Source organism: Marinactinospora thermotolerans DSM 45154 (genome assembly GCF_900167435.1).
In the GTDB taxonomy this organism is placed as follows: Bacteria; Actinomycetota; Actinomycetes; order Streptosporangiales; family Streptosporangiaceae; genus Marinactinospora; species Marinactinospora thermotolerans.
Map to the genome: position 1 here is coordinate 127,708 of NZ_FUWS01000011.1, position 13,603 is coordinate 141,310.

A 13,603-nucleotide genomic window follows, 5' to 3' on the forward strand; every position below is an offset into this window, starting at 1 on the left:
ACCCATCCATCCGTGCACGCAGAGGCGGTCCGGTTGGCCGCGGAGCCGGGGTTCGAGGGCTTCGGGACTGATCCGTGGTGGATCATCCTGATCAAGGCGCTCGTGATCTTCGTCTTCCTCATGCTCTGCGTCCTCATGATGATCATGGCGGACCGCAAGGTCATGGGGCGCATGCAGCAGCGTCACGGCCCCAACCGCCTGGGGCCGTGGGGCCTGTTGCAGTCCCTCGCCGACGGTGTGAAGCTCTCCCTCAAGGAAGACCTCATCCCGCGCAGCGTCGACAAGGTCGTCTACATCGCGGCGCCGATGGTCGCGGCGATCCCGGCGTTCCTCGCCTTCTCGGTCATCCCGGTCGGCCCCGAGGTGTCGATGTTCGGGGTCCAGACCCGCCTCCAGCTCACCGACCTCCCGGTCGCGGTGCTGCTGGTCCTGGCCACCGCCTCGATCGGCGTCTACGGGATCGTGCTGGCGGGCTGGGCGTCCCGCTCGCCCTACCCACTGCTCGGCGGACTGCGCGCGTCGGCCCAGGTCATCAGCTACGAGATCGCGATGGGCCTGTCGTTCATCGCGGTGTTCATCTACTCGGGGACGTTGAGCACCTCGGGGATCGTCGAGGCGCAGCAACCGATCTGGTTCGCGATCATCCTGTTCCCGTCGTTCGTGATCTACCTGATCACGATGGTCGGCGAGACCAACCGGCTGCCCTTCGACCTCGCCGAGGGCGAGGGGGAGCTGGTCGGCGGGTTCATGACCGAGTACTCCTCGATGAAGTTCACGATGTTCTTCCTCGCCGAGTACGTCAACATGGTCACCGTCGCGGCGATGTCGGTCACCCTGTTCCTGGGCGGCTACCTCGCGCCCCCGCCGATCACCACCTTCTGGCCGGGCGCCAACGAGGGCTGGTGGCCGGTGCTGTGGTGGCTGGCGAAGTTCGCCGCCGTCATGTTCCTGTTCATCTGGCTGCGCGGTTCGCTGCCCCGCGTCCGCTACGACCAGCTCATGCAGCTCGGCTGGAAGCTGCTCATCCCGGTGCAGCTCGTCTGGATCACCGCCGTCGCGACGATCCGGGTGCTGCGCAACGAGGGCTACCCGCCGCTGGTCACGTCCGCCGTCATCGTGGTGTTCTTCCTGGCGGTCCTCGCCGCCCTGCTCGCGATGAGCCGTTCCGCCGAGCGTCGGCAGGCCGCCGAGGCCGAGGAACGCGCCCGCGACGCGCGGGCCGTGCACGAGGACCCGGCGTACGGGGGCTTCCCCGTGCCGCCCGCCCACGCCCCGCACTACGGCAGCAGCGTGCCAGCGGAGGAACCCCGGACGGCCCCGCCGGCGCCGTCCGGCAAGCGCGAGGAGGTTACCGGTGCTTGATTGGCTCGATCCCGTCAAGGGGTTCGGCGTCACCTTCACGACCATGTTCAAGAAGGTGCCCACGGTCGAGTACCCCGAGGTCAAGGCGCCCACGATGCCGCGTTTCCACGGCCGTCACCAGCTCAACCGCTGGCCCGACGGCCTGGAGAAGTGCATCGGGTGCGAACTGTGCGCCTGGGCGTGCCCGGCCGACGCCATCTACGTCGAGGGCGGTGACAACACCGAGGAGGAGCGGTACTCCCCGGGGGAGCGCTATGGCCGCGTCTACCAGATCAACTACCTGCGCTGCATCCTGTGCGGGCTGTGCATCGAGGCCTGCCCCACCCGCGCGCTGACCATGACCAACGAGTACGAGCTCGCCGACGACGACCGCGAGAGCCTCATCTACACCAAGGAGCAGCTGCTCGCCCCGTTGCTCCCCGGGATGGAGGCCCCGCCGCACCCGATGCGGCTCGGCGACACCGAGGAGGAGTACTACCGGATGGGCCGCGAGCAGCCCGAGGCCGCCGTGTCCGGCGCCTCCGCGGATAAGGACAGCGAGGCCGCACGGTGACTCCCCGACTCCTACAGGAGACGACGACACTCGCCGCCGGACCGGTGTCGGGCGCGGAGGGAACCGCGTTCTGGGTGATCGGCGCCATCGTGATCCTGGCCGCCCTGGGGGTCGTGTTCAGCCGCAAGGCCGTCCACTCCGCCCTGATGATGGCCGTGGTCATGATCGGGCTGGCCATCTTCTACGGCATCAACCAGGCGCCGTTTTTGATGGTCGTCCAGATCGTCGTCTACACCGGCGCCGTGCTGATGCTCTTCCTGTTCGTGCTCATGCTCGTCGGCGTGAGCTCGGCGGACTCCCTCGTCGAGACGATCCGGGGACAGCGCCTGCTCACCGCAGTGATCGTGCTGTGCTTCCTCGGCGCCCTGGGCGGCGGGCTGGCCCGCATCACGGTCGCCGAGCCGGTCGGCCTCGACGCGGGCGTGACCGCCGCGGGGGGCAGCATCCCCTGGATCGCCGGCGAGATCATCTACCGCTACGTGATCGCCTTCGAGGCGACCGGCGCACTCCTCATCACCGCGGTGCTCGGCGCCCTGGTGCTGGCCCACACCCAGCGCCTCAAGCGCCGCCGCACCCAGCGTGAAATGGCGCGCGAGCGCATCCGTGGGGACCACCCCACGCCGCTGCCCGGGCCGGGGACCTACGCCCGGCACAACGCGATCGACATGCCGGCCCTGCTGCCGGACGGCTCGGTCTCGCAGCTGTCCCTCAACCCGGTCCTGGCCGCGCGCGACCCGCGTGACCAGTCCAAGGTGCCCGAGGACATCCGGCTCACCACCGGTCCGGCGCCGCGACGTCCCGTCGCCCCGGAGCCGCCCGAGGGCGCCGCGGAGGTCTCCCGCGAGGAGACCGACGGCGACGGGAGCACGGACGAGAACCACGAGAACGGGCAGGAGGCCGAGCGGTCATGGACCCGATGAACTACATCCTGCTCGCCGCGGTCCTGTTCGCCATCGGCGCGGCCGGGGTGCTGGTGCGGCGCAACGCGATCATCGTCTTCATGTGCGTGGAGTTGATGCTCAACGCCTGCAACCTCGCCTTCGTGGCGTTCGCGCGCATCCACGGCGGTATCGAGGGCCAGGTCATCGCCTTCTTCGTGATGGTGGTCGCCGCGGCCGAGGTCGTCGTCGGGCTGGCGATCATCATGCAGATCTTCCGAACCCGCAGGTCGGCGTCGGTCGATGACGCCAACCTGCTCAAGCACTAGAGGGGCAGGGCGACGTGACGGAAATTCTCGCCGCCGAGCCGCACGCGGTCACCGCCGCGGCCGAGGGAGCGATCCTCGCCAACGCCTGGCTCCTGATCGCGTTCCCGCTCGCGGGCGCCGCGATCCTGCTGCTGGGCGGCAGGCGGACCAACGGCTGGGGGCACTGGCTCGCCATCGCGATGTCGCTGGCCGGCTTCGCGTGGGCGGTACTCGCCCTCGTCCAGCTGCTGGGCCTGGCGCCACAGGAGCGCAGCCGTTCGGCACACGTCTACGAGTGGTTCTCGGTCGGCGCGTTCACGGTCGACGTGAACCTGCTCATCGACCCGCTGTCGATCACGTTCGCGCTGCTCATCACCGGCGTCGGATCGCTCATCCACATCTACTCCGTGGGCTACATGGCGCACGACGAGAACAGGCGGCGGTTCTTCGCCTACCTCAACCTGTTCGTCGCGGCGATGCTGGTGCTGGTGCTCGCGGACAACTACGCGCTGCTGTTCCTCGGCTGGGAGGGGGTGGGCCTGGCCTCCTACCTGCTCATCGGTTTCTGGCAGCACAAGCCGTCGGCGGCCGTCGCGGCCAAGAAGGCGTTCCTCATCAACCGTGTCGGCGACATGGGGCTGCTCATCGCGATCATGCTGATGTTCGCGACGTTTGGCACCCTCTCCTTCGCGCCGGTGGCCGAGGCGGCCGGTGACGCCGGTCGCGGCGTGATCACCGCGATCGGGCTGCTGCTCCTGCTCGGCGCGTGCGGGAAGTCCGCGCAGCTCCCGTTGCAGGCCTGGCTCCTCGACGCGATGGAGGGCCCGACCCCGGTGTCGGCGCTCATCCACGCGGCGACGATGGTCACCGCCGGCGTCTACCTCATCGTCCGCTCCGGCCCGATCTTCGAGGCGGCGCCCTACGCCCAGCTCGTCGTCGCCGCCGTCGGCGCGGCCACCCTGCTCGCCGGCGCGATCATCGGCTGCGCCAAGGACGACATCAAGAAGGCCCTGGCCGGCTCCACCATGAGCCAGATCGGCTACATGACGCTGGCCGCAGGGCTCGGCCCCATCGGTTACGCCGCCGCCATCGCGCACCTGGTCACCCACGGCTTCTTCAAGGCGGGGCTGTTCCTCGGCGCCGGGTCGGTCATGCACGGTATGAACGACCAGGTGGACATGCGCAGGTACGGCGCGCTGCGCAAGGCCATGCCGATCACCTTCGCCACCTTCGGCCTGGGCTACCTGGCGATCATCGGCTTCCCGTTCCTGTCCGGCTGGTGGACCAAGGAGGGCATCATCGAGGCGGCGTTCGCCTTCGGCGGCGTCACCGGGCAGATCCTCGGCTGGGCGACCCTGATCGGCGCGGGGCTCACCGCGTTCTACATGTCCCGGGTCATGTTCATGACCTTCTTCGGCACCGCGCGTTGGGACGACGGGGTCCACCCGCACGAGTCCCCGAAGTCGATGACCGTTCCGATGATCGTCTTGGCCCTCGGCTCGGTCTTCCTCGGCGCGATCCTGGTGTTCGGCTACCGGTTCGCCCACTTCCTGGAGCCGGTCGTCGGGGCGCCGGAACACCACGAGTTCAGCCTCGCCCACATGTTGACCAGCTGGCCCAGCCTGACCGCGCTGGCGCTCATGGTCGCCGGCGTGGCGTTCGCCTGGGCGCGTTACGGCCGCGCCGAGGTGCCGCGTACCGCTCCCGCGGGCAACCCGATCACGGTGGCGGCCCGCAACGAGCTCTACGGCAACGCCCTCAACGAGGCCCTCTTCATGCGCCCCGGCCAGCGGCTCACCGCCGCCGCCGTCGCCTTCGACGACACGGCCGTCGACGGGGTGGTCAGGGGGGTCGCCGAGGGAGTGCGCCAGAGCTCGCAGGGGCTGCGCCAGACGCAGACCGGGTTCGCCCGCTCCTACGCGCTGACCATGGTGTTCGGCGCGGCCGTGGTGGTCGCCACGATGCTGGGGGTGGGCGTTGCCTAGACAGCACACCGCCGTCACCGTCCCCCGAAGCCGTCTTCGGGGGGACGGGCCGGCCCCGGCCTGCGCGCCGGCGATCCAGCGCACGTTCCGACCCAGCACGCGAGGAACCCGATGACGATTCCCTGGCTGACCCTGGCCATCGCCCTACCCGCCCTCGGTGGGCTGGGCGTGGCGCTGCTCCCACGCGACCGGGCCGAGACGGCCAAGCGGGTGACGCTCGGTGTCACGCTCGCCACGCTGGTCCTGCTCCTCGCCATGGCGTCGCGCTTCGACCCGTCGGGCGCCCGGTTGCAGTTCACCGAGGTGTACCCGTGGATCCCCCGCTTCGGGGTGCACTACGCGCTCGGCGTGGACGGCATCGCGCTGGTGCTGATCCTGCTGTCCGCGCTGCTCGTACCCCTGGTGGTCCTGGCGGCGTGGAACGAGAACGACGACGCCGAGGACCGCGGGAAGGGCTACTTCGCCCTGATCCTGGTCCTTGAGGCGATGATGATCGGGGTCTTCGCGGCCACCGACGTCTTCCTGTTCTACGTCCTCTTCGAGGCGATGCTCATCCCGGTCTACTTCATGATCGGGCGTTACGGGCGCGGCGCGCAGCGCCGTGCCGCCGCGGTGAAGTTCCTGCTCTACAGCCTCTTCGGCGGCCTGCTGATGCTGGTGTCGGTGATTGGCGTGTACGCGCTGAGCTCCGGCGCCGGCCAGGGCACGTTCCTGTGGTCGGAACTGGCCGGCCCCGAGGGCCTGCTCGCGGGGATCGACCCGGCCACCGCGAAGTGGCTGTTCCTCGGCTTCTTCGTGGCCTTCGCGATCAAGGCCCCGATGTGGCCGGTGCACACGTGGCTGCCCTCGGCGGCCGGATCGTCGCGGCCGGGGACCGCGGTGCTGCTGGTCGGGGTGCTGGACAAGGTCGGCACCTACGGCATGCTGCGCTACTGCCTGGAGCTCTTCCCCGGCGCGGCGACCTGGTTCGTGTGGCCCGTCATCGTCTTGAGCCTGGTGAGCATCGTCTACGGCGCGGTGGTCGCCATCGGCCAGAGCGACATGCTGCGGCTCATCGCCTACACCTCGGTGTCGCACTTCGGGTTCATCACGCTGGGGATCTTCGCGATGACCTCCCAGGGGCAGTCCGGCGCCGCGCTGTACATGGTCAACCACGGCTTCTCGACGGGCGCGCTGTTCCTGATCGTGGGCTTCCTCATCGCCCGGCGTGGGTCCGCCGAGATCGCCGACTACGGGGGGGTGCAGAAGGCCGCCCCGGTCCTGGCCGGAACGTTCCTGGTGGCGGGCCTGTCCAGCCTGGCGCTTCCGGGACTGTCGCCGTTCGTCAGCGAGTTCCTGGTGTTCGTCGGCACGTTCACGGCCTACCCGGTTCCCGCCGTCATCGCCAGCGTCGGCGTGGTCCTGGCCGCCCTGTACATCCTGTGGATGTACCAGCGCACCATGACCGGACCGCTTCCCCAGGACAGGCCGGCCCCGCGCGACCTGTCGGGGCGCGAACTGTGGGCCGTCGGCCCGCTCATCGCGCTGATCGTGCTGTTCGGCCTCTACCCCCAGCCGCTGCTCGACGTCATCAACCCGGCTGTCGAGCAGACCATGCAGCAGATTGACGTCACCGATCCCGCTCCGGCGCTCGACCAGGTCGCCGGCGGGCAGGAAGGAGCGGGCGAGTGAACCACGCGGCTTACTCGGCGCTGGAGACCACGCTCGCGGCGCCCGTCATCACTCAGGGGCCGCCCGACATCGACTACGGGCTGCTCTCACCGATGCTCGTGATCTTCGCCGCGGGCGTGCTCGGGGTGCTCGCCGAGGCGTTCGTGCCCCGCGCCCGTCGCAGGGTCACCCAGCTCGTCCTGGCGCTGGGCGCGGTGCTCCTCGCGTTCGTGCTGACGGTTTCGCTGGTGGGGGCCCTGCCGGCCGACGGGGCCGGGATCGTGGTGGCCTTCGCCACGGTCGCGGTCGACCGGCCCACGCTGTTCCTCCAGGGCACGATCCTCGTGCTCGCCCTCGCCAGCCTGCTGCTGATCGCCGAGCACGGTCAGGAGGAGAGCTCCTTCGCCGCGCAGGCCGCGGCGGTGCCCGGTAGCGAGGAGGAGCGTGAACACGTCCTCGCGGGTTCGCAGCACACCGAGGTCTACCCGCTGGTGCTGTTCGCGCTGCTGGGCATGCTGCTCTTCCCCGCGGCCAACGACTTCCTCACGATGTTCATCGCGCTGGAGGTCATGAGCCTGCCCCTGTACCTGTTGTGCGGCCTGGCGCGTCGGCGGCGGCTGTTCTCGCAGGAGGCGGCGGTCAAGTACTTCCTCCTGGGCGCGTTCTCCTCGGCGTTCTTCCTGTTCGGGATCGCCCTGGTCTACGGGTACGCGGGCTCGGTGAACTTCGCCGACGTCGCCGAGGCCGTCGCCGGCGGTGGCGCGGGCGTCATCGCCAACGGCGAACCGCTGCTGTTGGCGGGGATCGCCCTGGCAGGTGTGGGCCTGCTGTTCAAGGTGGGCGCGGTGCCGTTCCACAACTGGAAGCCCGACGTCTACCAGGGAGCCCCCACCCCGATCACCGCGCTCATGGCCTCCTGCACGCTGGTGGCCGCCTTCGGGGCGCTGCTGCGGGTGTTCTACGTCCCCTTCGGCGGTTCCGTCTGGGAGTGGCGACCCATGATGTGGGTGGTGGCGATCCTGACGATGGTGGCCGCGGCGGTCATCGCGGTGACCCAGCGCGACATCAAGCGGCTGCTCGCCTACTCCTCCGTCGTGCACGCCGGTTTCATCCTCACCGCGGTGATCGCGGCGAGCCCCGAGGGGCTGGCCGGTGCGATGTTCTACCTGGCCGCCTACGGGTTCACCACGGTCGGGGCGTTCGCCGTCGTCACGCTGGTGCGCTCGCGCGAGGGCGGCGGCGAGGCGGGCGACCTGACCCAGTGGGCGGGGCTCGGCCGGACCTCCCCGGTGTTGGCCGGCGCGCTGGGCCTCTTCCTGCTGGCGTTCGCCGGCATTCCGCTGACCAGCGGCTTCATCGGGAAGTTCGCGGTGTTCGAGGCGGCCGTCGCCGCCGGCGCCACCCCGCTGGTCGTCATCGGCGTGCTCAGCAGCGCGGTCACCGCGTTCTTCTACGTCCGCATCATCGTGCTGATGTTCTTCGCCGAGCCCGCGGAGGAGGGACCCCGGGTGCTCAGGCCGGGCGGCCCCACCGGGGTCGTGATCGCGGTCGGGGTGGCCGCGACCGTGTTCCTGGGCGTCTACCCGGGACCGGTCCTGGACACCATGCTGCCCCAGCCGGCCGAGGCGGAGGTCGCGGGGGAGGCGCCCACGGACATGTTCGCCCGGTGAGCGGGGCCGCGCGGTGCGTGGCTTTGGCTGTTCAATCCGGGTCCGATAACTTGGCTAGACGGTTTTGTTCATCCCGAGAGCGCGCGGTATGCCCGTTAAGGGGATATCGCGCGCCCTGCTGACGTGTGGAGCTTTCAGGTGAGCGGTGCTGTCCCGAGCGGTTTCCTCGCTCTGCCGAGTATCGACGAGGCCCTTGCTCGGGAGGTTCAGGCGGCTCTCGACCGTGTCGAGGAAGTGCTGCACGAGACCGTCACCGCCAGCGATCCGTTGCTCACGGAGGCCGCGTCACATCTGTTGTCGGCAGGGGGCAAGCGGTTCCGGGCCACCCTGGTGTTGCTGGCGGCGTACTTCGGTAACCCGAAGGCCCCCGAGCTGGTCCCGGCCGCCGCCGTGGTCGAGCTCACCCATGTCGCGACGCTCTACCACGACGACGTGATGGACGAGGCGACGATGCGCCGCGGCGAGGTCAGCGCCAACCAGCGCTGGGGCAACAAGATCGCGATCCTCGTCGGCGACTACGTCTTCGCCCGCGCCTCGGAGATGCTGGCCGACCTGGGGGCCGACGCGGTGCGGTTGCAGGCCAGGACGTTCGGCCGGCTGGTGCAGGGGCAGATCCTGGAGACGTCCGGACCGGCCGAGGGCGTCGACCCGCTCCAGCACTACCTCCAGGTCATCGCCGACAAGACCGCGTCGCTGATCGCCTCCTCCGCCCAGTTCGGCGCGACCTTCGGCAAGGCCGACCCGCAGATCGTGGAGACGATCACGCGGGCCTGTGACGCGCTGGGCATGGCCTTCCAGCTCTCCGACGACATCCTCGACGTCGCCAGCCACCCGGGCGAGTCGGGCAAGACGCCGGGGACCGACCTGCACGAGGGCGTGCTGACCCTGCCGATGTTCCACGCGCTGCGCGGCTCCGAGCCCGAGCACGCGCGGTTGCGTTCGCTGCTGGGCCGCCCGCTCGACGACGCGGAGACCGCCGAGGCGCTGGAGCTCCTGCGGGCCCACCCGGCGATGGAGATGGCCTACGCGGACCTTCGGGCGTGGGCGGACAAGGCCCGCGCCGAGCTGGCGACGTTGCCGGATGTCCCGGCGCGCAGGGCGTTCGAGGCGCTGTGCGACTACGTCGTGGAGCGCAGCGGCTGATCACCGTCCTTCCCGTGGACGCGGCCGGCGGAGCGTGCTCCTCCGGCCGCGTTCCGTGTTCTCGGCGGTGTGGGGGTCACGCCGTGCCCCTTTCTCGGTATCGCTCCCCTAATAAGGGCTATTTCGCGGAGAAAGGTCGGGTACTGCCAGTCTCGTGCGGTTCTGGAAGAAGGTCACGGGCCCTGGGACCGCCGACCGACACCCCGCCCCTGGGAGAGGAAAGCACCGTGACAGCGAGACCGCGGACACAGCACCTGACCGGCCACAGGCTGCTGGACGAGAACGGTGACAGCGTGGGCCGGATCGGCCAGGTCTACTTCGACGACGAGACCGACACGCCCGTCTGGGCGGCCGTGCGCACGGGGCCGCTCGGCCGGCACGAGTCCCTGGTCCCCATCGGCGTCGCCCGCATGGCGGGGGAGGACGTCCAGGTCCCCTTCGACAGGGAGACCATCACGACCGCCCCCGAGTTCGGTGCCGATCGGCACATCTCCGCCGAGCAGGAGCACCTCGTCTACCGGCACTACGGAATCCGTCCCGCCGTCCCCGGTCAGCGCCCGGACGAGCGGGACACGCTCGACCCCGCGCCCGACGGGGACCCCGACGAGGTGCCCGAGGGGTACATGATCCCCGAGGACGCGCGCGTCGACGTCGCCCAGGGCGCCGAGGAGGTCGACGTCGGCGAGGACGGAATCCTCATCTACGAGGAGTACACCGTCGCCGGGACCCACGAGGGGGAGTTCCAGGGGGACACACTGGTCGACATGGAGGACGACGAGCCTCGGGGTGGGGCCAGCGGCACGGAGGGGCTGCACGGCGAGGAGCGGGAGCGGGCCACCGGGAAGCCGGGGCCCCGCACCGACCGGGGCTGGGACGACCTGGGGCCGGGAGACCTCGACCGAGGCGACCCCCGGCGCGGCGATGTCCCCCCGCCCCCCTCGTGACCGCCGCGTTCAGCCCCGCCCCGTCGCGGCACGCTCGGGCCGTCCCTCAGCCGCGACGGCCGCGCGCCCGCGGGAGGCGCGCCGTGTGGTCCGCACCATGTCGACCGCGAACACCACCAGCGCGGCCCACACGATCGCGAACCCGATCCAGCGTCCGGCGGGCATCTCCTCCCCGAACACCAGCCAGCCCAACAGGAACTGCAGCACCGGGGCGATGAACTGGAGCAGACCGACCATGCTCAAGGGGATGCGGAAGGCGGCGAACCCGAACAGCAGCAGCGGGACCGCGGTGACCAGGCCCGACCCCACCATCAGCGCGGTGTGCGCGACGGAGACGTGGCCGAACGCGGCGTCGCCGGTGAACTGGAGGGCCAGGACGTAGCCCAGCGCGGGCAGGAAGAGCACCAGCGTCTCCATCGTGAGGCTCTCCAGACCGTCCAGCCGCACGAACTTCTTCACCAGGCCGTAGGCGGCGAAGGAGAACGCCATCCCCAGGGCCAGCCAGGGCGGCTGCCCGTAATCGAAGGCGAGCACGACGACGGCGACCACTCCCAGGGCCACGGCGGCCCATTGGGCGCGGCGGAGCCGTTCGGAGAACACCAGGACCCCCAGGGCGATGCTGACCAGGGGGTTGATGAAGTAGCCGAGTGCGGCCTGAAGGGTGTGCCCGGAGTTCACGGTGAAGATGAACAGACCCCAGTTGATGGAGATCATGAACGCGGCGCAGGCGATCAGCGCCAACCGTCGCGGGCTGCGGACGACCTCGGCCATCCACCTCCAGTGCCGCCGTACCAACAGGATCGCCAGGACCACCGCCAATGACCACACCATCCGGTGGGCGAGGATCTCCAGCGAGGAGGACGGGACGAGTAACTGCCAGTAGAGGGGGACAAGCCCCCACAGGAGGTAGGCGCCAACACCAAACAGGGCACCACGGTTTATCTCGGACACGTGTTTCAGAGTATTGGAATTATTCACAAGTGAATAATGAAAAAAACTTAACTGTTCTGTTTAGCGGGGCAGGATGCGGCCGCCCCATCCGGATCAGCCCAGAGGACGCCACACCAGTCCGGCCTCCCAGCCCACCAGCGCCACCAGCAGGGCTCCCACGGCCATAAGGGCGTAGTGGAACCGCTGGAGCCGCGACCACCGCCTCCGCCACCAGGCCGTGACCGCGAACGCGGCCATCACCCACCCCAGCACCGCCACCGCCGTCAACGGGAGCGCGGGCAGCGGCGAGCCCGACATGACCAGCCGCGTCACCAGGCTCCAACCCGCGGGAAAGGCGCCCAGGAGGGCGACGGACAGCACCCCCGCCAGCGCCGTGAGGGCCGCGGACACCGCGGTGAGCGTCGCCGCCCGGCCGTCCCCGCTCCCACGACGGTCGCGCCCCCTTCCCCGCAGGGCGTGGAGGGGCCACAGCGCCACGCTGGCGAGCGCCAGCAGCCCGGCGGCCGCCGCGACGAGAAGCGTCGGCGGAGCCACCTGCCAGGGCACCCTCAGGTAGGTGGTCGAGGGGGCCGCCCCGTACCCCAGACCGATCACCGCGCCGGAGCCGTCACGCACCAGGGTCAGCAGCTCACCGCTCTCCCGGGAACGGAAGACGTCCCCGCCGGCCGGACGCCAGGCCACGCCGTCCACCACGAGCCCTCCGCCCGTCCCGGCGGCCACCACGCGGTGGTCCAGCAGGCCGGCCGCCCGCGCCACCCCGCCCTCGCCGATCCGCGCGGTCACATAGACCCCGGCCACGCCGGTCGTGTCGCCGGCGGGCCCGGGGGCGTCTCCCGGCGGCCGTCCGGGCAGGAAGCGTTCGGCGAACTCCGCGACCACGACGTCGCGGACGGTACGGTCCCCCTCCGCGGCACCGTCCCCGTTCTGCACCGCGTAGAGGCCCACGCCGCTCTCGGGGAACAGGGCGAACAGCCCGTGCGACCCCGGCCCGTCGCCGCGGTGCCCGACCATCGGCTCGGTGCCGCCGCGCAGCTGCTCGAACCCGTATCCGACGCCGGGGAGGGCGGGATGGTGGGTGAACCGGGCCTCCCGCATCGCCCGCGCGCTCGTCTCGGACAGGACGCGCCGACCGTCGAGCTCCCCGTCGCCCAGGTGGGCCCGCAACAGCCGGCCCACCGCCTCCACGGTCGCGTAACCGCCACCGGCCGGCACCACGTTGTCGCCCCCGCGGCCGACCTCCACCCAGCCGCCGGGGCCGGGGGCGTAGGAGCGGGCCAGGTCGAGCCGGTCCGCCACCTCGGCGGGGCGGCCGACCTCCGCCTGCGCCATCCCCAGCGGGGCGAACACGTGCCGGGCGACGTAGTCCTCGTAGGACAGCCCCGACGCCGCCTCGACGAGGTGGCCGGCCAGCGCGTAACCGTAGTTGGAGTAGGCCGCGACCTCGCCGGGCGGGTGGGTTCGAGCGGGCAGACGCGAGCGCAGGTAGTCGGGGAGCGGGACCTCGCCGGAGGGGTCCGCGGGCATCGCCCCCGTGAGCGTGTCCTCGAAACCCGCGGTGTGGGTGAGCAGGTGGTGCGGCGTCACCGGCCGGCCGGGATGGGTGTCGGGGACGTGGAGTTCGGTGAGGACGTCGTTGACGTCGGCGTCCAGGTCGAGCCGCCCGCGTTCCACCAGCTGCATGACGGCCGTCGCGGTGACCGATTTGACCACCGAGTCCAGGGGGAACGCGGTCCGTTCCGGATCGACCGGCGTACCCGCCGAGACGTCCGCCTGACCGTAGCCGCGGGTGAGGAGCTGGCCCTCGCGGGTGACCACCACGACGGCGGCCCCCGGAACGTCGTGCTCGGCGAGCAGGCGCGGCACGCGGGTGTCCAGGAACCCGCCCACCTCCGCGGCCGTGAGCGGTCGCGGCCGTTGCGGCAGGTCGGCGAGTGCCGCGGCGGGGCCCGCGGTGACCGACGCGAGGACGACGGCCGTGACGAGGACGGCCGGCATCGTGCTCCGCACGCGCCATCCCATGTCTCCCCCTTCCCGGCCCTGGGCCGTCTCCACGGATTCCCCCTGGTCACGAAGGTAGACGGGAGGCGGGCGGAGGACACGACGGCCAGCCACCGGATCGGGGGTGGACCTGTCCCCACCCCCGGGGGACGGACTGGGAA

General features: G+C 70.8%; 11 protein-coding genes. 9 read left to right on the plus strand and 2 right to left on the minus strand.

The features are described 5' to 3' along the window. The first annotated feature begins 12 nt into the window (after positions 1-12). The 9 genes from nuoH to B5D66_RS19345 all read left to right on the plus strand — a co-directional run bounded on the left by nuoH (position 13) and on the right by B5D66_RS19345 (position 10,493). A complete protein-coding gene (gene nuoH / locus B5D66_RS19305; protein ID WP_078763313.1) occupies positions 13-1,362 on the plus strand; it encodes an NADH-quinone oxidoreductase subunit NuoH in 1,350 nt (449 codons plus the stop codon). After that, positions 1,355-1,915: an NADH-quinone oxidoreductase subunit NuoI gene (gene nuoI / locus B5D66_RS19310; protein WP_078763194.1), complete on the plus strand. Its 561-nt coding sequence runs from the start codon at positions 1,355-1,357 to the stop codon at positions 1,913-1,915. Before nuoH ends, nuoI begins: the two co-directional genes overlap by 8 nt. Continuing rightward, positions 1,912-2,835, plus strand: coding sequence for an NADH-quinone oxidoreductase subunit J (locus tag B5D66_RS19315; protein WP_078763195.1), 924 nt, complete (start codon positions 1,912-1,914; stop codon positions 2,833-2,835). The genes nuoI and B5D66_RS19315 overlap by 4 nt, the downstream gene beginning before the upstream one ends. Next, the gene (gene nuoK, locus B5D66_RS19320; RefSeq protein WP_078763196.1) at positions 2,823-3,122 is read left to right on the plus strand and encodes an NADH-quinone oxidoreductase subunit NuoK; all 300 of its coding nucleotides are present in this window, start codon (positions 2,823-2,825) and stop codon (positions 3,120-3,122) included. Before B5D66_RS19315 ends, nuoK begins: the two co-directional genes overlap by 13 nt. A gap of 14 nt (positions 3,123-3,136) precedes the next feature. Continuing rightward, complete coding sequence (nuoL, locus tag B5D66_RS19325; RefSeq protein WP_200813713.1) at positions 3,137-5,086, plus strand: NADH-quinone oxidoreductase subunit L; 1,950 nt, start codon at positions 3,137-3,139, stop codon at positions 5,084-5,086. Between the two features lie 111 nt (positions 5,087-5,197). After that, a complete protein-coding gene (locus B5D66_RS19330) occupies positions 5,198-6,757 on the plus strand; it encodes an NADH-quinone oxidoreductase subunit M (RefSeq protein WP_078763197.1) in 1,560 nt (519 codons plus the stop codon). After that, positions 6,754-8,406: an NADH-quinone oxidoreductase subunit NuoN gene (gene nuoN / locus B5D66_RS19335; protein WP_268805520.1), complete on the plus strand. Its 1,653-nt coding sequence runs from the start codon at positions 6,754-6,756 to the stop codon at positions 8,404-8,406. The genes B5D66_RS19330 and nuoN overlap by 4 nt, the downstream gene beginning before the upstream one ends. A gap of 138 nt (positions 8,407-8,544) precedes the next feature. Beyond that, the gene (locus B5D66_RS19340; RefSeq protein ID WP_078763198.1) at positions 8,545-9,549 is read left to right on the plus strand and encodes a polyprenyl synthetase family protein; all 1,005 of its coding nucleotides are present in this window, start codon (positions 8,545-8,547) and stop codon (positions 9,547-9,549) included. Positions 9,550-9,776: 227 nt separating this feature from the next. Next, positions 9,777-10,493: a PRC-barrel domain-containing protein gene (locus tag B5D66_RS19345; protein WP_144390208.1), complete on the plus strand. Its 717-nt coding sequence runs from the start codon at positions 9,777-9,779 to the stop codon at positions 10,491-10,493. A gap of 9 nt (positions 10,494-10,502) precedes the next feature. On the opposite strand, the gene rarD is transcribed toward B5D66_RS19345, so the two are convergent. Next, positions 10,503-11,444, minus strand: coding sequence for an EamA family transporter RarD (gene rarD / locus B5D66_RS19350; protein WP_078763200.1), 942 nt, complete (start codon positions 11,442-11,444; stop codon positions 10,503-10,505). 93 nt (positions 11,445-11,537) lie between these two features. After that, positions 11,538-13,463 carry a serine hydrolase domain-containing protein gene (locus tag B5D66_RS19355; RefSeq protein ID WP_159457290.1) on the minus strand — a complete coding sequence of 642 codons (1,926 nt, stop codon included), beginning with the start codon at positions 13,461-13,463 and terminating at the stop codon, positions 11,538-11,540. Between the last annotated feature and the right edge of the window lie 140 nt (positions 13,464-13,603).